The organism is Fibrobacter sp. UWEL, assembly GCF_900142535.1.
In the GTDB taxonomy this organism is placed as follows: domain Bacteria; phylum Fibrobacterota; class Fibrobacteria; order Fibrobacterales; family Fibrobacteraceae; genus Fibrobacter.
The window spans coordinates 18,332-34,456 of the sequence record NZ_FRBE01000014.1 but is presented as its reverse complement, the minus strand read 5'-3'; the positions used below and the strand labels follow the sequence as shown (position 1 = coordinate 34,456).

Genomic DNA, 16,125 nt, shown 5'->3' with positions numbered 1-16,125 from the left:
ATAAAAAACGGTTATGAATGCTTAAATTTGAAATCATGTTAGAGAGAACGAAGAAACAAGAATTGACAAGCCGTCAACTCGAAATTCTAGACCTATTACGAAAAGGTCTTACCAACGGCGAAATCTGCCGTGCTCTCAACATATCCGAAAATACGGTTAAGGTCCATCTCGCCAACATCTATAAGATCATGGATGTCACAAACCGAACGGAAGCCGCATCCTTTGCATCAAGTTTATTCAAGGCACCTGTAAAAAAACAGGAAGTGACCATCGTTATCGGTCATAATGACGACATAAAGAATTCGCCCCTGGCCCATAGCCTTTTCCTCTCCATTATCGAGGCTCTTTATGGCTATCGTCTGTTCCAGATCAAGATCTGCCAGATGAACGAGGTAACCGATGACTGCGTCTATCAAATCAAGCTGTCGGCCCCACAGGAAGAGAAACAGGCCTTATTCATTTCCTTATACCAGGCAGATAATTCCGCATTGCTCTGGTCCAACCTTCAGCGAATAGAGAATAGCGACCAGATAAAACTATTATCTGCTCAAATTGTCATTCGACTGTACCGGGAAATGATGCTATCCGCCACCAGCGTATACGAAGCTAACCCCGATTCCACTCCTGCTTGGTGGTATGCCTGTAGCTACGCGTCCATCAAATACGAGAATCGCATCCGAAAAGATTTTGAAGCCAGCCAGAATACACTGCAAGAGATCCTGAAAACAGAAGGAAACAAGGACTTTATCTCCTGTACCCTGGCCTCGGGTTATTACATGGCTATTGCAGAACATTGGATTGATGGTGAGGAATATACCAGAAAAATAGGTGAAATTGCCTGTAACACCATGCGCGATACGCCCAATTCCACCAATTCCATGTTTACCATGGCCCTCTACAACATCCTTATCGGGAACAAGAACGAGGCCATCACCTATTTCGAAGCAATCTTGGAAATTAACCCCCTCTGCATCATAACCAGAAGGTTGCTGGCCCAGATATACATGCTCCTGGATCGTCAGGATGAGGCTCTTAAGCATTTGGAAATATACGATCAGTTTGTACCTGGCGCATTTCAGCAGCCATTCCATTTCGTAGCAAAAGGTCTAGTCTACCTCATGCTAGGAAGATACGACGAATGCGAGCAGATTTCAAACCAGGTGCTTATGTTCCATCCGGAAATCCCTTTTGCAAGACTTTTCCTCATCGCATGCAATAACAAGAAGGGAAATCAGGAAGAAAGCAAGAAGCAAATTGAATTGTTCTTCCAGTATCACGCCAACTTTTCCCAGCAAGACCTGGAACGATTCATCGTTGGCATCTCCCCTACCCAGAGGAACTTCCTTATGGGATTGGTGAGCAATCTTTTTCATAAATAAACCCATACAGAGACCGTTTAGTACTAAACCATAACCCAATTGGGCTATGGTTAATAAATGTTTAACTTCCTATTTTTTAGTCATAAGGTTAGGTTGGTTCCTTGAACTTTGTTTAGGAATTCCTTGGTAGTTAGGAGGAAAGGGGAGCGTCTTTTTTTGAAAAGACGCTCTTTCTTTTACCCCGCACAAATTCATTTGATACAGTTATTCCACCATACTATTTCAAAACATTGTGGAGAATGCAAAAGGGATGTAATTTATTACTGGTGTACGAGAAAGGAGTACAAATGGATCTCAAAAAAACACTGGCATTTCTTGCAGTGGCAACAGTATCAGTTATGGCACAAAATAAAGCATACTCTGGCGCAGAACTCTACTCTAATGAAGAATGGATGTACGGCAAATACGAAGCCCGCATGATGATGGGTGCAACTTCCGGTACAGTCAGCTCCATGTTCCTCTATGCCAATGGCTCCGAAATTAAGGATGGCCGTCCCTGGGTGGAAGTGGATATTGAAGTCCTGGGCAAGAACCCGGGCAGCTTCCAGTCCAATATCATTACGGGTACGGCTACTCAGCAGATTACAAGTGAAAAGCACCATACAGTAAGCCCCGCCGCAACCGCAGCATTCCATACCTACGGTCTGGAATGGACTCCCAATTATGTGAGATGGACTTTGGACGGTGTTGAAGTTCGCAAAACTGAAGGTGGTCAGGTTTCCAACTTGACTAAGGCACAGGGCCTCCGATTCAACCTATGGTCCTCTGAATCCGTGGACTGGGTTGGCGCATTCGACGACAACAAGCTTCCTATTTTCCAGTTCATCAACTGGGTCAAGAGATATAAGTACACTCCTGGCCAGGGTCCCGATGGTTCAGATTTCACTCTGGATTGGACCGACGATTTCGACACCTTCAATTCCCAGCGTTGGAGCAAGGGCGACTGGACCTTTGATGGCAACCGTGTGGACCTCACCGACAAGAACATTTACTCCAAGGAAGGCATGCTGATTCTCGCCCTCACCAAGAAGGGTCAGGAAATGTTTAACGGCCAGGTTCCCAAGGACAACGAACCCTCCCCCGTTGCAAGTTCCAGCAGTCAAGCACAGCCTAAGTCTTCCAGCAGCGCTCAGCAGGTGAAGTCTTCCAGTAGTCAGGCACAGAACCCCTGGCAGCAGCCTGTTTCCTCTTCTTCCGTTGCAAATCCCTGGCAGCAACCCGTTTCCTCCTCCGCAACCGTAAATCCCTGGCAGCCGCAGGTCAGCTCCAGCAGCCAGCAGCAGGTTATCCCGGACGGAATCAAGAATTTGAAGGAAGTTCATATGAACAAGAAGAGCCGCGGCACCTTTAACGCTAAGGGTGAACGTGTAAATAAGGCTGGTGCAGCCCGTTACCGCGTGGACTTCGACCTCTAAAAAGACTCCAACCCCAAACAACCCAACCTGTGCGACGCAAGCCGCACAGGTTTTTTATACCCTAGAAAAGCTTTTTTATTATCTTAAAGCATGTGAAAGAAAGAATTATAAAAGCGTTGCTAAGTTCCGAACATAACGACGGGGACCGTCTCCCCTCCGTTCGCACCCTCATGAATACGTACGGAGTATCTTCCGGTACGGTCCAGGCAGCGTTAAACCAGCTAGCAGCAGACAAAACCATTTGCAAGATCCAGGGAAAAGGATGTTTCTGGGGAAACGTCCCTATGGCCAATAACGTTCCTGTCGTGAAACTTTCCACCATGGAAAAGTTAAGCCAGATGTTTGATCGGGACCTGGAAAGCGGAAACATCAAACTTTCCCAGCCTCTCCCCCAGAGTAAGGAACTTTCAATCCGTTATGACGTATCCCAGAATACGCTCAGAAAGTTCCTGAATGACAAAGTGGAAAGTGGTATTTTAACCAAATCTGGACGACACTACAACTTTAAACAGCGTGATACAGGAAGACAACGTTCCAACCTGAGCCAGATTGTATTCGTTACCCGCTGTAACAGCTGGGGCGGATTCACTGCCGAAAGTGAACGCGAACTTGATTTTTTACGATACGTCTACAAGACGGCAGGTAAAAACCAGTATAAACTCATCCTGCTGGGCTATAATGCAGACACATCCGCCCTTTTTGACAGAAGCGGCAATCCCTGCAGGATTCAGGACTTTCCTAACGCAGTGGGCATCATTATCTCTACCCTGCTGGTACAGACCTTCAAGCCTTTGCTGGAATATTTCGTGAACACGAAGATTCCCGTAGCAGTCTGGTGGGAACATCCCGAGGAAAATGTACCTAGACAGTTTATCAAGAAGGATAACTGGGTATTCTTTAACTCCACCTTCGGAATCAAGCCCGGTTTGGAGATGGGACGATTCCTCAAATCCAGAGGGTACACGGAAGTCAACTACTTCTCCCCCTACCATAACAGTTCCTGGTCCATAGACCGAATGGAAGGCTTGAAGGAATCCGGCCTGATGGTACATCCCTTTGTGGACAGTCAATATGCAAGTCCCTGGGATTATAAGGAAATCGCCCGAAAGACGGTCGAAAAGCAAAACGTGGAAATGTACGCCCGCAATCTCGAAAAAGAAAAGCTGAAGGATTTGATCCAGCAGGCTCGTAAATCCGATTGCGTTGCCGAGAGCATTCCCTGGGTATGCGTCAATGACGAAATCGCCGGGCTCTTTCTTGAAATGGAATTGCCGGAAGACATTCACTACATCGCCTTTGACAACTCCGCCGAAAGCTACCTGCTCCGCCTACCCTCCTATGACTTCAACACGGAAGCACTGGTGGAACATATCTTCTACTACCTAAGCAATCCCGACGCATTCTACGGCAAAAAGAAAATCCACCACATTTTAGGAAACGTGGTGGAGAAGTAAAGAGGCGAGTGCCGCGGCACCTCACCTAGCTATTTATTTTTGTTCACGATCAAGGTCTTTGCCTTGAAAGTCTTGCGGTCGATGACCTTAACCATCAGGGAAACCTTGTTGTCCTTGTCCAGGGCATTCCAGTACTTCTTCAGGTTTTCTTCGGCAGTGTCGAAGATGGGCATGAGCTTCGGAGAACCTTCAAAGGAAGGAATGGGCTTGCCGTCAGTCACGTAAGTGCTGATGAAGTGGCCAAGACCCGGGAGAGCCTTTTCGAACTCGAAAGTAGCACGTTCGCAGCCCGCATCTTCGCAGTTGTTACGGGACTTGAGGATGCTTAATTTGTACAAAGCCGGCTGAGCGTTCTTGTAGTGGATACCGGAGATACGCGGAGTGAAGTTGGGAGCGTCGTCTTCGTACTGACGAGTTGCCAAAGCACTTTCGAAAGTGCCGCCCAACTTGATGGCGTCATAGATGGTATCGGTCTGGTCGCCGTTGGTAATGATCTGCACGTCGGCAGTGTGGCGAGCCGGATAGTAAATGATGAGGTGCGGGTCGGTGAGCTTGCTTTCATCGAAAGCCTTAGTCTTCATGAAGCCAGTCTTTGCTTCCATTTCGAACACGCGGTTGCGGCTGTTGACGCTGCGGCCCATGATCCAGTAAACCTGCACGAAGGACTTACCATCGGGGCTGGTGCCGAGAACGATGCCACGACCAGGATAAGGATTCTTGGTGAGAGCCTTGAAGTTATTCTTTGCTTCATCTGTATAAGACATATTGTACCTCTTGATGTTAAAACTTTTTAGGGTCTAGGGGCTAGGTTCTAGGGGTTAGGTCTGAAGGATGCAAGTGCAGATGATTTAGGGATGTTTCATCTTTTTTATTTCCGGTAAGGTTCCTCTCCCGCAAACATCTATACCCTATACCCTGTATCCTAGTTTCTAATCTCTAGTCTCTAACCTCTATCTATCTCTTCGGGTTGTAGTTGTTCATTAAAACGCCAATTTCGCTAGATTCCTTTATTTATAAGGGTTTCAGAGCGTTTGCACCTATCTAAAGTGACGCAGAAGTGACGCTTTTTGTGAAGCCTCATCAACCGACATAATCCTTTTAGAACGCAAGTATTCATCTAGGTCGCTAATGTAGAATTTTAAGTCGCGACCGTCTTTTGAATAGGCGATTTCTCCACGTTGAGCACGCTTTCTGACGGTGTCCTCGGCACACTTGAGATATTCTGCTGCCTGCTTGACATTAAGAACGCGGCTTCCGGCTGCAGTTCCACCTCCAATCATAGCGCTAATGGAGTCTAAAAGCTCGTTTTTCAAGGTGGAAACAGCCTTCTCCAGGTCGGTCTTTGTAAGAAGTTCATCCGCAGTCATTCTTCGCCTTCCTTCGTTTCAAGTTTGTGGATCGCTGCCACGAAAGGCAGCGTGAAATTGATCATAAGCTCGTTCAAAAGACGTTCCACAGGAACGCCTAGACGAAAGGCGGCTTCCAGGTAGCCCTTCGTGAGACTTTCCGCCACAGCGAACTGTTTACGCTCCAGCGGGATATTCTTCCCTTCTCCATCTTCAAGTACGGTCTCTCGATAGACCTTGCGCAGGCATTCCAGCCTGTTATTTGCGTCAACCATGGCAATGATTGAACAGATTTCCTTTTCAAAATCATCCATGATTCACGCCCTCAAGATTGTGACGCACTCTCATGCGTCTCATAAAGTCCTGTGGAAAAAAGGAACGGAATTTCTTCACGTCCCTTTTCCATGCTTCCTCGAAAATGGCACTCCAAACCAGGAGTTCATTTCGATGGCGTAACATTTTAGCGTCGGGCTTCTCAAACTGTTCCAGCGTAACTTGAAGAAATCTTGCTCTCCAGAGAAAGCAAGCGTGCAACGCATGGAGAGCCAGTTTGTGAAGCTGACAATTCCTAAAGTCAAGGATGCTGTTCACATCCTTGGATTCTGCGAGACTGGAAAGGGCACAGTTCCTCTCCTGAACATTGACGGAACAGTTGACGTTCGCAATGCGCAGTTCTTCCTTGAGCTGGGCCACAGTCCGCTCCAGTTCCCGCACATAACGTTCGTCTATGTTATGCTTTTTATCTTGTTCCACGAAACCTTTTCCTTATGTTCGTAAGTGAAATACTCCCTCTCGACAAGCCTCTCCCCGTCCAGATGGAAAATGGTAAAGCGAATCCTACCCTCAAGCGCGACGTTCGTACATTCAGCGGCAACAGCCTCGATCCATCTGTAAGCCTGCTGTACTTCGTCAAAGCTGGCCTTCATCTCGCTTGCTGTTACGCCTGCGACGTTGGCGAAAGTTTCATCAAATTTTGCACGGGATTCATAGTGCATGGTCATACCTCTTTTTTTATGGTTTTGATTTTTTAGTCAGAAAAAAATCCGGTGATATCGCGCACCGGAAACGCGCCTGCTATAGGTGTCGTCCAGAGTCTAGTACATCACGCGGAGGTGACGCACCTTACCATGAACGATATCCGTTATAAGCTGCTTGGCAAGTTCTTCGCCAATGCCATAACGTTGCAAGTCCTCAAGCACCTCGCGATTTACGAGACGCTTATATTCCTGTTCATCGCTGGGGAAAAGCATGGACTCACGCGTAACCCTGGCATCCGCCTCGCCACAGTCAACGTGGGTCAGCTTCTCCGCTTCGGCTGCAGCCTGCTTTGCGCGTTCTGCATCCAGCTTGGCGGCTTGCGCCTCCATCTGTGCCTTGCGAAGCTGTTCCTCGGCTTCACGCTTTTCAGCTTCCGCTTTTTCCCTTGCCGCCTTTTCAAATTCAGCCTGCTGGGCGCGCAGCTTTTCAAGTTCGGCACGTTCGGCTTCCTGCTTTTCAGCACTTGCCTTGATGCCCTCAACCTGGCGCCTTGCGTCCTTGATGGCGTCCATCGCTTCGGCATAGCTTTCATCCCAATAGTCCGCATCACGTTCGTGGCTGTTGATCGCCTCAAGCACCTGCTGACAGCCTGCGCTGTCACAGCCGATGGCTGTTGCCGGAAGGTTGGTAATATCCACGATTTCCGCCTGGCGCGCCTCAATCGCGCGGATCGGAGCCATGGTTTCCTCCTGCAGCATTTCCAGCGTTTCCTTGATGGTTCGACGGGTTTCGTCAACCTTCTTGGGCTTCGCCTTGAGCGCTGCAGCGACCTTCTTGCCTTCGTCCTCGATGGCGTTCTTGAGCTTCGCGAGCTTTGCGTTCAAAGCCTTGCGAGCCTTGTAGCCATTTTCGGTATGCACGTCTGCAACAAGTCCACGCGCGATCTTCTTGACCTGCTTAATCATGGGAAGGAAATTGTCCTTATCCATGAACAGGGTTTCCGGGTCCTTGCAGTCCGTCTTGATTACGAACTGCTTTCCTTCGTCCACAAGCATAACGGCATTGGGATTTTCAATTTCAATCACCTGGATTTCAACGGATTCTTCAACGTTTTCGGTAATCATCTTGGCCTCTGCATTCTTGAGTGTAGCTTGCATTAGAAATTCACCTCCTGCATCATGTCATTTTCAATCTTCTTCGCCTCGCGATAGAAATCGTCCAGCTGTCCTTCGTTAAGGTCCTCCAGCTTCTCGCAGTTGAATCTGCGTAGAGCTTCCTTGATTGCAGGCTGGTTCATCTTGTTGCAAACGCCAATGAACTTTGTCTTGCGGTCGCCAGTCTGTTCCTGTTGTGGCGCCTGGGCGGTCGCGTTCGGGAACGGTTCTTCGCCGTAGTATTCCGGCGGCTGATCCATCGGGACATTCTCGACAGTATCTTCAAGGTCCTGGGTGAACTCACAGCTTCCGCCTGTTGCCTTGAGAACCGCGTCAATGAGCGAACGCTTCGAGGCCATCTTCAGGACGGTGTTATAGACGTCCGCAATATCCGGATTTTCAAGTTTCTTGTCGCCCTTCTTGAAAATCATCCAGCGACCGTTTTCATCCTTCTTCGCGGTAAAGCCCTTGCCACCAAGGGTCGAGGGGTCTTTCTTGTTCCAGTATTCCTTCGGAACAGGTTTTCCGGTATTTTCAAGTTCGCTTCCGCGATAACGGTACTTGCTCTCCATTGTGCTGCAGCTTCCGATTCCAGTTGCCACAAGTTCGCCACCGCTGGTGAGCGTGGTCGTGACGGTGTATTCGCGGTGACCGTTACCCAGATCGTTAATGTCTGCGTGGGTTCCGCTTGCAAGACGGAACGCCATGCACAGAAGTTCTGCTCCGTTTTTCAGGAGCGTGGGCTTGTCGCCACAGCCCGGAATAGTACCGAAGTGGACCTTATCCACCATCAGTTCGCGCTTGAGCTGTCCGACCATATTTGCGCGCAGCTTGAGTTCGCTCAAGCTCATCATGAAACCTGTATCTACCAGCATTCCGCTGGTGCCCTGGCTTTGAGAAATCATTTCGTTCGACATTTTTCTATTTGCTCCTTTCGAGATTCATATTTCTGAACTCTTTCTTTTCTTCTTGAAATTCATTGACCAATCCTTCAAGCTGAAACTCGCGCAAAATCATTGCAGGCAAAGTGCAAACGACGTTTGCGATAAGAACCGCTGTCCGGGACAGGTCATTGAGCTTTAATCCATTGGTGTTCTGGATTTCGTTTTTCATTTGGTGTCCTTTTCAAGGTTTTTCAGTCGCGCTTCCACATATCTCGTGACTGCACCCTTCCAGTTTTCAATTATCGTTCCTTCTCGCGTCTTACCTCCTCTACTGAGTGTTATTTCGAACCATTCACGCGCAAGCGATTCATCAAGTGAACTCTCTGCGCAGAAATCGTAAAGATCTTCCTTTGATGGAAACTTGGGCTGTGGTTTTGGTGGCCTTGGATTCCTGATTTCATGACCTGCTTTTTCATGGCCTGCAAGTGCGTTTGCCCTGTTCACTTCGCCACGTAGCTTTATCCTTTCCTGGGAAATGCGAACAAGGAACGCGCCAAAGCTGGTCCCATCGGAAATAGCGTCCTCAAGAACGTCCATGGACTCCTTGATATCGGCGACGATTTGATCGTCCGTCATTTTACGGAAATGCTTTATGAAGTCACTGAATGAAACCTTAGCCCAGAACGGATTCGCCATTTTCATAGGCCCTTAAAATCAAAGCGGAAGCGATCATACCTTGAGTGGTTGGCACTCCCTTGTCCCTGTTTCGCTTGGAAAGTTCCATCAGCGCCTGCTTGGCCTGTTCGGTAATGCCGACCTGCCAAACCTTCTGTTGCCTTGTATTCAAATTATCTTGCGTATTATTCAAACTTATTTGTTTTCTTTACAAAATTTATTCACTTCTATGCAAAAATTCAAGAGGGAAATTAAATTTTATCAAAAATTATTTGACTATTATGCAAATTTTGTTTAAATTTGTTGCATGAACATCGAAAAATTTCTCTCCCGTACAAATCGTAACGCCAACAGCCTGGCTGCAGAGCTGGGCTTGAACGCCTCAAGCATCACTGCCTGGAAGAAAGGCAAGTCCACGCCCAGCTATGAAGTATGCCAGCGCCTCCTGGAAACTGGCATGGATATTGACGAGTTATTTACTCCGGAGCTTTGGCAGGCGATAAAGGAGCGTCACGCACAGGAGATTCGCGGGGAGGTTGTTCTTTCTCCGGAGGAATGCGCTGCAATCGTACGGAATGGCCTGCTTGCTCTGCAGGGAAAAGATACAGATGTTCAAGTCCAGTCAAAGTGACTTTGAGACAGTCTTTGAGTTTTGGCATAATAATCCTTTGGGTTCCTTAGGGAACCCAATTTTTTTGTTGATTGTTTTGCAATTCGCAGCGATTAGCAACAAAATGCAAACGCCCTTTGCAACTGGCAAAAGTTGGCAACGGGTCGCAACAAAAATTTGCAAGCCTTATATAGTAGTAGAAGTAGTAGGAGAATAATTAGTTAGTAGAAGTATGAGTAATAACTATTCTCAGATATTGAATAGAAAACTTTTATATAAAAAATCCTCATACTCAACTCATAGTGCCCTGCAGAAAAAAAATTAAGGGTAATTACGTAGAACAAGCAAACAGCAGCTTGCAAAGCGTTGTACAGGCGTTTTGGGAATAAACAAGTAATTTAGCTGGATGAACTAAAAAAACGCTGTACACGTCCTGTAGTGGTGCTTGCTTAATTCTGCAAAACTTTGGGACGATGTGCGAAAATTTGCAAATCGTAAAAAAGATTTCTTTGGAATTTAGCTCATTAGCTATCAATGTTTAGGTGAGACAATCTTTGATAACTCTTTGAAACTGGGTTTTATGTAAAAATTCTATCCCTGTGTTTCCCTTATTTTTTTTATTTTTCCCAAATATTACTCGTATGCCCATGACTAAAGAAAATCCAGAAAAGCCTCAATTTGACCAAAACGCTGTTATCAAGGCATTGCAGAACGCGTTGCAAACAACGAGTTCCAAGATTGGGCAGATGAGCGAGATGCTGGATGTCGTGAGGATTGTGGGAGAAGCAAAAACTTTCAAGACGGCTAGTCTCGCGCTTACTGGCGAAATTGCGGATCGGCACCATGCAGAACGAGTGAGCCTTGGCATGGTCAAGCACGACTACGTTGTACTTGCCGCAATAAGCCATACGGATCATTTTGAAAAAAAGATGCAGGTGGTCCGAGACCTTGAAAATGCCATGGAAGAGGCATACGAACAGGATGCAAACATCGCCTATCCAGCGCAGGCTGAAGATTCTTCCATCGTAACCCATGTTCACGAATATTACAGCAAGACCCATGGTGCGGGTAATTTGCTTTCTGTGCCTGTGCGTCGGGGTGACGATACCATTGCGATTCTTACATGTGAAAGAACGTCCAAACCTTTCGGAAATGATGAAGCAACGCAAATATATCTTACAGCCTCGCTTGTAAGCGCAAGGCTAGAAGAACTTCACAAGAAAAGCGGATGGTTTGGCAAAAGGCTCGTTCATGCAATAAGGAGCGCGTTTGCAAAGTTGCTTGGACACGAACATACGTGGGCAAAACTTATCGGCATTCTTTTATTAGGATTCATTTTGTTCGCTACGCTAGTCCCGATAGAATACAGGGTCAGTTCTCCGGCCATGCTAAAGACAGACCACATCACCTACATAAGCGCACCGTTTGATGGATTCATAAAGAGCGTAAACGTAAAACCAGGCGACATCGTCTATAAGGGCGATGAACTACTGAGGCTCGATCAGAAGGATTTAAAGCTGGAAGAAGCGGACCTGCTTGCACAGGAGCAGGATAACAAAAGGGAAATCCAGAAAGCCCAGGCGAACAAGCAACTTGCTGATTTGCGAATCCAACAGGCAAAACTCGCCCAGACTCAGGCCAGGCTCAAGACTGTACGCTACAAGTTAAACCGTTCTGTAATCCGTTGCGAATCGGACAGCGCCGTTATCATTGAAGGAGACCTGCAAAAAAGGATTGGTGCCCACGTAAATCAAGGCAGTGAACTTTTCCAGATGGCTTCAATTAAGGATATATACATGGAAGCCGATGTAAGCGAACTGGAAGTAAACAACGTTCAAATTGGCGGAGAAGGCCTGATGGGAATCAAGAGCCACCCGGACTACGTGTATAGATTTAGGACAACCCTCATGAGTCCGACAGCAACAGTAAAGGATCAGGAAAATACCTTTGCCGTACGTGGCGAGTTTGTTCGATATACACCGGAGTGGTTTCGTCCCGGCATGACTGGCATCGCGAAGATTTTCGCCGGAAAGCGAACTCTCTGGTGGATTCTTTCGCATCAGGCAATCGACTACCTGCGTCTAAAGCTCTGGTGGTAAAAACTTACATTAACCAACGTCGTTTCCGCTGAATCCCAGGGAATCTTCCAGCCAGGAGTCCGTTCGTTGCACCGCCAACCTGTTCTGGTAATCCTTGTGTCCAGCACGGTACTGAGCCCAACGAACAGCCAAGGCAGAAAACAACCCCAGGCGGCTAAAGATTGCGGATATGGTTCCCGGCAAATTCCTGCGTAGCACGTCATCTTCAAAACTTGCGTAGTGACTCGCGCTTCCCGGGTCCCCTTGTCTTGCTGCGCGGCCAAAAAGCTGGCGGTCTATCCGTGACGACGGATTGCACTCGGTTGCAATCACATGGAGACCGCCCAATTTCTTTACCTGTGCGGGAATCTTGATGTCTGTTCCTCGGCCAGCCATGTTTGTAGCCACCGTTATCGCACCCATTTGACCAGCATCGGCAATAATTGCAGCTTCGTCATCGCTGCGAACCGCATTGATAATGCAGCATTTGAGACCCTTTGCAGCAATCATTTCTGCAAGGTTTTCACTTTCGTCAATGTCCTTGGTTCCAATAAGAATCGGCCGCCCACACTTATGGATTTTTAAGACTTCCGAAACAATGGCTGCTCGTTTGGCACTTTTCTTTGAATATGTGCGGATGCGGGAAATTTTACGTTTGCAGGGGCGATGGTTTGGAACGCACAACACAGGCGCTCCATAAATTGTCCAGAATTCACCAAGAGCCTCCTTGCCAGTACCGGTCATGCCGGAAAAATTCCTGTACAACCTGAAGAATCTCTGAAAGCTCATTCGAGCCTCCGTTTCCTTAAGACCTGAAAGTTCCAGACCTTCCTTGAGTTCTATCATTTGGTGGAGGCCCCCGTTCCAGGAACGCATTGGCATTTTTCGCCCAGTAGATTCATCGACAATCACAATCTTGCCTTTTTCTACAACATACTGTCGCCCTGAAAAGAAAAGATACCGGGCTGTAAGAGCCTGCCGAACAAGGTCCTTCAAGAAAGCGGCCTTTGAAAAACCCTGCATCGAGGAGTCTTCCTGCATGTCTTCAAAGTCCCTTAAAAAATGGATTGCACGAAGTTTTCCATCCACAAGGAAATCTTCGCCTTCCCTCATTTTCTTTGAAAGTTCGAAAGCGATTTTGCAACTTTCGTTAAAGCCTTCGTTCTTGTTTTCACGGGATATGATGAGTGGGGTCACGGCCTCGTCAATCAACACATTGTCCGCCTCATCTACGATGGCAGTACAAAGTCCACGTTGTACGACGCCCTTTCCAAACTGACCACCTTGCAAGCTGAATCTATCAAGAAGACGCTTCGAAAAGTTTTGCATCTTGCCCATGGCTATACGATCCCGTAGAAAATCGGCAAGAACTTCCTTCGCCGTGGAATAGGTAACCGAAGCTGAATATCCGTTCTTTCTTTCGTCAGGCTTCATTGCCGAGGTAACTGCACCCACGGTAATTCCGCAAAAATCGTACAGCGGCTTCATGATTTGGGCGTCACGACCAGCCAAATAGTCATTGGCGGTAATCACATGGCAAGGTTGCCCAGAAAGCCCACGGATTGCGGCACACATGGCAGCAGTGATTGTCTTGCCTTCGCCGGTGGACATTTCCGCTATATAGCCATGGTAAAGGCACAAGGCTCCCGCAATCTGTTCAACATAAGGCCTGTAGCCCATGGTGCGAACAACTGCTTCTTGCATCAAGGCGAAGGCTTCTCGTAACACGGAATCAGTGACAGGACGCTTGAAGAGATCCGATAGATGGACAATCCGTTCTTTCAGTTCAGCATCATTTTTTGTCGAAAAGTTTTTGCTTTGACCATCGATCTTGCGCGCTGTTTTCAGCATTTTCCGAATGATAGAAGAACGGCTTTTAAAACGACCTTTAAGCCTAAACACGAAGGCGTCAATACCCACGGGGATTTTTTCCACGTGCTTTAACGAAGTGAGCCTGTAATCGTGCGTCAAGTCCATTACATTCTATAGTATTTTTGCAAAGCCTGGCGAATCTTGCGAATGCCCTGCGTGGCTAGCGGTGTGTAGCCCAGCAACAAGTGTATTTTACCAGTCCGGCCATGCAGTCCACGAACACCAACGGAATCTGGCAGTTCTGCCCGCAGTAAATAAACAGGCTCCGCAGTCTGTTCCGACGTTCCGTCGCTCCTTGTTTCGACATCGCCGCCACCGAACCACCCAAGGGCATTGGAAGGCAGTCGATCCTGGGCGCTGGGGATTGCCTTTGCAGATACAACCTGCAATTCCTTGAACACATCGCCATGCAGACGGACCGAAATGCGGATGGGCCGCTGTCCAAACAACCTAGCACCTTCTTCCTGGTTTACCACAGCCAAAAAGTCAAAGGAAGTTGTATCAAGTAAAATCCCAACGGAATCACCCTTTCCAACCCAACGCCCTACATAGTCTTCGATTCCGGGAGCACTCCACACACCGTCTATGCCCGCAATCAAGGCAAGTTCACGCTTGCTCTTTTCAAGTTCAGCCAACTCCTGCCTTAAAACGGCAATCCTCTTTTTCAACGGTGACATATTCTCCGGGGCTTCACTTAGCGCCCGATTGTACATTTGTTTTGCTTCTTGAATTTCGGCTCGTTTTCCATCAATGGCATATTGCAATTCACTATTACGAAGCAACAGTAGGGTATCACCCTTTTTAACAGAACTGTTGCTGTTCTTGTAAACCCTGCTGACAAAGCCGCCCTCGGTGGCAATTGTATTTTCATAGCGACGGGCCTCCAATACTCCAGGGGCGGTAAACGTGTCGGGAACAGGCAAGCCAAACAGAATTCCTAGCAACACCGAGAAGAATAAGATTGTTACAAAGACAGCCCTGTTTCGGACTCTTGAAAGGGCTGGTTCCCAAAAGACATACCTGATAAACTTGCCCACAGGAATAACAACCATGGTCAGGCACAGAAGAATTCCCATGATAAAGGAAAGAATCAAGTAATGAGCTGAAATGGCGACGATAAAACCTGCAAACAGGAAGAACCTGTAAATTGCGCTTGCAATTCCATAGAATGTATAAATCAGCTTTTCGCTTACGGTAAAGGCAACTGGCTCCGCATCACGCTTTCTAAAGACATAACGCTCCAGAAGATACTGCAAATGCCTTGCGGAATGCTGTTGCAGATTCGGCATATCCAGCAAGTCTGTCAGAATGTAGTAGCCATCAAAGCGCATGAGCGGGTTTACGTTGAACAGGACTGTAGAAACCGAGCAGATGATAAAGACGTTGTAGCACAGAGCCCTTGCAGTACCTCCGCCAAGATTTGCCCAAAGAATCAGCGCCACCGAAGCTATAAAGAATTCAAATAGCATTCCTGCAGCACCAACAAAGGCTCTATGCCTCTTTTTACGGAAAGACCAGCTTGCCGTGGCATCCACATAGGGCAAGGGGGCTAGCAGCATGAACATCACGCCCAGCGTATGGACCTCGCCGCCATATTTCTTGACGACGCTCGCATGCCCAAATTCATGGAACAGCTTTACAAAAACGGTGCAGACATACACCCAGACGATATTGGATGGGGACAGGAAGCCTGCACTTTGATCCTTGAGCGCATCGAAGTTTTCAATCCCATACTTAACGGCAACAAAGACTGTCGCGAGCCAAACAAGAAACATGGGCTTGCTGATTAAGATGCGTATAAGCCAACGAAGCCGATTCAGAAGCGGGTCCGGATCAAAAACGGGAATACGAAGGAAAAAGATGTTTAGCAGGGTGGACTTGACTTTTTTGCGATTTCGTTTCTTGTCTCGCTCAAAAAGTTTTGTTCCATCTTCAACACCGTCATAGAGCAGCATGTTCGCCTGGTAAAGCTGGGCAAGCATTTCAATGACTTCGCCCTGTCCGGGAATATCCCCTTCACCACTTTCAAGCATGGAGTTCCAAATTTCGCCGACAGTCCTTTTTGAAGAAAGGCGTGAAACAAAGGAGTAAGCCCCCTGCGGCAAGCGAAAATACTGGTTCGTAAACGGCTCGTAAAGTACATACCAGAGAATGCCTCGGTACATTTGTCGATGTACACGAACACTGGACCGCAGAGCAATCCTGCTCCCGGCCAGGCGATACCACGACTCATGGAAGATTTTACGCTGTTTATCGAGAGGCATAGTTTTCCCGTGCCAG

Annotated in this window: 17 protein-coding genes; 5 read left to right on the top strand and 12 right to left on the bottom strand. The window is 47.6% G+C overall.

Going from position 1 to position 16,125, the window contains the following annotated elements; genetic code table 11:
• Positions 1-35 precede the first annotated feature (35 nt).
• From BUB59_RS09875 to BUB59_RS09865, 3 genes are all read left to right on the top strand, one after another.
• The gene (locus BUB59_RS09875; RefSeq protein WP_200778829.1) at positions 36-1,379 is read left to right on the top strand and encodes a LuxR C-terminal-related transcriptional regulator; all 1,344 of its coding nucleotides are present in this window, start codon (positions 36-38) and stop codon (positions 1,377-1,379) included.
• A 287-nt stretch (positions 1,380-1,666) separates the two neighbouring features.
• Positions 1,667-2,794 (top strand): family 16 glycosylhydrolase, encoded by a 1,128-nt coding sequence (locus BUB59_RS09870; protein ID WP_073229363.1) that lies wholly within the window; start codon positions 1,667-1,669, stop codon positions 2,792-2,794.
• 92 nt (positions 2,795-2,886) lie between these two features.
• Positions 2,887-4,248 (top strand): GntR family transcriptional regulator, encoded by a 1,362-nt coding sequence (locus BUB59_RS09865; RefSeq protein WP_073229360.1) that lies wholly within the window; start codon positions 2,887-2,889, stop codon positions 4,246-4,248.
• Between the two features lie 29 nt (positions 4,249-4,277).
• Here the strand turns inward: BUB59_RS09865 and BUB59_RS09860 are convergent, their stop codons facing one another.
• The 10 genes from BUB59_RS09860 to BUB59_RS15210 form a co-directional block, all read right to left on the bottom strand.
• Positions 4,278-5,012: an IMP cyclohydrolase gene (locus tag BUB59_RS09860; protein ID WP_073229358.1), complete on the bottom strand. Its 735-nt coding sequence runs from the start codon at positions 5,010-5,012 to the stop codon at positions 4,278-4,280.
• 273 nt (positions 5,013-5,285) lie between these two features.
• Positions 5,286-5,615 carry a helix-turn-helix domain-containing protein gene (locus tag BUB59_RS09855; protein WP_073229355.1) on the bottom strand — a complete coding sequence of 110 codons (330 nt, stop codon included), beginning with the start codon at positions 5,613-5,615 and terminating at the stop codon, positions 5,286-5,288.
• Complete coding sequence (locus BUB59_RS09850; RefSeq protein ID WP_073229352.1) at positions 5,612-5,908, bottom strand: hypothetical protein; 297 nt, start codon at positions 5,906-5,908, stop codon at positions 5,612-5,614. Before BUB59_RS09850 ends, BUB59_RS09855 begins: the two co-directional genes overlap by 4 nt.
• Complete coding sequence (locus BUB59_RS09845; protein ID WP_143160332.1) at positions 5,901-6,347, bottom strand: hypothetical protein; 447 nt, start codon at positions 6,345-6,347, stop codon at positions 5,901-5,903. The genes BUB59_RS09850 and BUB59_RS09845 overlap by 8 nt, the downstream gene beginning before the upstream one ends.
• Entirely contained in the window at positions 6,320-6,595 is a 276-nt protein-coding gene (locus BUB59_RS09840) for a hypothetical protein (RefSeq protein WP_073229345.1), read from the bottom strand. Before BUB59_RS09840 ends, BUB59_RS09845 begins: the two co-directional genes overlap by 28 nt.
• 93 nt (positions 6,596-6,688) lie before the next feature.
• Positions 6,689-7,729, bottom strand: coding sequence for a hypothetical protein (locus BUB59_RS09835; protein ID WP_073229341.1), 1,041 nt, complete (start codon positions 7,727-7,729; stop codon positions 6,689-6,691).
• Complete coding sequence (locus BUB59_RS09830; protein ID WP_073229337.1) at positions 7,729-8,643, bottom strand: hypothetical protein; 915 nt, start codon at positions 8,641-8,643, stop codon at positions 7,729-7,731. Before BUB59_RS09830 ends, BUB59_RS09835 begins: the two co-directional genes overlap by 1 nt.
• A 4-nt stretch (positions 8,644-8,647) precedes the next feature.
• On the bottom strand, positions 8,648-8,839 hold the full coding sequence (locus tag BUB59_RS09825) for a hypothetical protein (RefSeq protein ID WP_073229332.1): 192 nt from the start codon (positions 8,837-8,839) through the stop codon (positions 8,648-8,650).
• Entirely contained in the window at positions 8,836-9,312 is a 477-nt protein-coding gene (locus BUB59_RS09820; RefSeq protein WP_143160331.1) for a hypothetical protein, read from the bottom strand. The genes BUB59_RS09825 and BUB59_RS09820 overlap by 4 nt, the downstream gene beginning before the upstream one ends.
• Entirely contained in the window at positions 9,284-9,478 is a 195-nt protein-coding gene (locus BUB59_RS15210; RefSeq protein ID WP_143160330.1) for a hypothetical protein, read from the bottom strand. The genes BUB59_RS09820 and BUB59_RS15210 overlap by 29 nt, the downstream gene beginning before the upstream one ends.
• 114 nt (positions 9,479-9,592) lie before the next feature.
• Here BUB59_RS15210 and BUB59_RS09815 point away from each other — a divergent pair, with 114 nt between their 5' ends.
• Both BUB59_RS09815 and BUB59_RS09805 read left to right on the top strand, forming a co-directional pair.
• Entirely contained in the window at positions 9,593-9,916 is a 324-nt protein-coding gene (locus BUB59_RS09815) for a helix-turn-helix domain-containing protein (RefSeq protein ID WP_073229327.1), read from the top strand.
• 620 nt (positions 9,917-10,536) lie between these two features.
• Entirely contained in the window at positions 10,537-11,994 is a 1,458-nt protein-coding gene (locus BUB59_RS09805) for an efflux RND transporter periplasmic adaptor subunit (RefSeq protein ID WP_143160329.1), read from the top strand.
• A gap of 9 nt (positions 11,995-12,003) precedes the next feature.
• Here the strand turns inward: BUB59_RS09805 and BUB59_RS09800 are convergent, their stop codons facing one another.
• Together BUB59_RS09800 and BUB59_RS09795 are read right to left on the bottom strand one after the other, a co-directional pair.
• Entirely contained in the window at positions 12,004-13,950 is a 1,947-nt protein-coding gene (locus BUB59_RS09800; RefSeq protein WP_073229318.1) for a preprotein translocase subunit SecA, read from the bottom strand.
• A complete protein-coding gene (locus BUB59_RS09795; RefSeq protein ID WP_073229315.1) occupies positions 13,950-16,109 on the bottom strand; it encodes a hypothetical protein in 2,160 nt (719 codons plus the stop codon). Before BUB59_RS09795 ends, BUB59_RS09800 begins: the two co-directional genes overlap by 1 nt.
• Positions 16,110-16,125 lie beyond the last annotated feature (16 nt).

Excerpts from the sequence above, each read along its gene's own strand:
- BUB59_RS09875 (WP_200778829.1), top strand. The coding sequence starts at position 36 with ATGTTAGAGAGAACGAAGAAACAAGAATTGACAAGCCGTCAACTCGAA.
- BUB59_RS09870 (WP_073229363.1), top strand. The coding sequence starts at position 1,667 with ATGGATCTCAAAAAAACACTGGCATTTCTTGCAGTGGCAACAGTATCA.
- BUB59_RS09860 (WP_073229358.1), bottom strand. The coding sequence starts at position 5,012 with ATGTCTTATACAGATGAAGCAAAGAATAACTTCAAGGCTCTCACCAAG.
- BUB59_RS09855 (WP_073229355.1), bottom strand. The coding sequence starts at position 5,615 with ATGACTGCGGATGAACTTCTTACAAAGACCGACCTGGAGAAGGCTGTT.
- BUB59_RS09850 (WP_073229352.1), bottom strand. The coding sequence starts at position 5,908 with ATGGATGATTTTGAAAAGGAAATCTGTTCAATCATTGCCATGGTTGAC.
- BUB59_RS09840 (WP_073229345.1), bottom strand. The coding sequence starts at position 6,595 with ATGACCATGCACTATGAATCCCGTGCAAAATTTGATGAAACTTTCGCC.
- BUB59_RS09835 (WP_073229341.1), bottom strand. The coding sequence starts at position 7,729 with ATGCAAGCTACACTCAAGAATGCAGAGGCCAAGATGATTACCGAAAAC.
- BUB59_RS09830 (WP_073229337.1), bottom strand. The coding sequence starts at position 8,643 with ATGTCGAACGAAATGATTTCTCAAAGCCAGGGCACCAGCGGAATGCTG.
- BUB59_RS09825 (WP_073229332.1), bottom strand. The coding sequence starts at position 8,839 with ATGAAAAACGAAATCCAGAACACCAATGGATTAAAGCTCAATGACCTG.
- BUB59_RS09820 (WP_143160331.1), bottom strand. The coding sequence starts at position 9,312 with ATGAAAATGGCGAATCCGTTCTGGGCTAAGGTTTCATTCAGTGACTTC.
- BUB59_RS09815 (WP_073229327.1), top strand. The coding sequence starts at position 9,593 with ATGAACATCGAAAAATTTCTCTCCCGTACAAATCGTAACGCCAACAGC.
- BUB59_RS09805 (WP_143160329.1), top strand. The coding sequence starts at position 10,537 with ATGCCCATGACTAAAGAAAATCCAGAAAAGCCTCAATTTGACCAAAAC.
- BUB59_RS09800 (WP_073229318.1), bottom strand. The coding sequence starts at position 13,950 with ATGGACTTGACGCACGATTACAGGCTCACTTCGTTAAAGCACGTGGAA.
- BUB59_RS09795 (WP_073229315.1), bottom strand. The coding sequence starts at position 16,109 with ATGCCTCTCGATAAACAGCGTAAAATCTTCCATGAGTCGTGGTATCGC.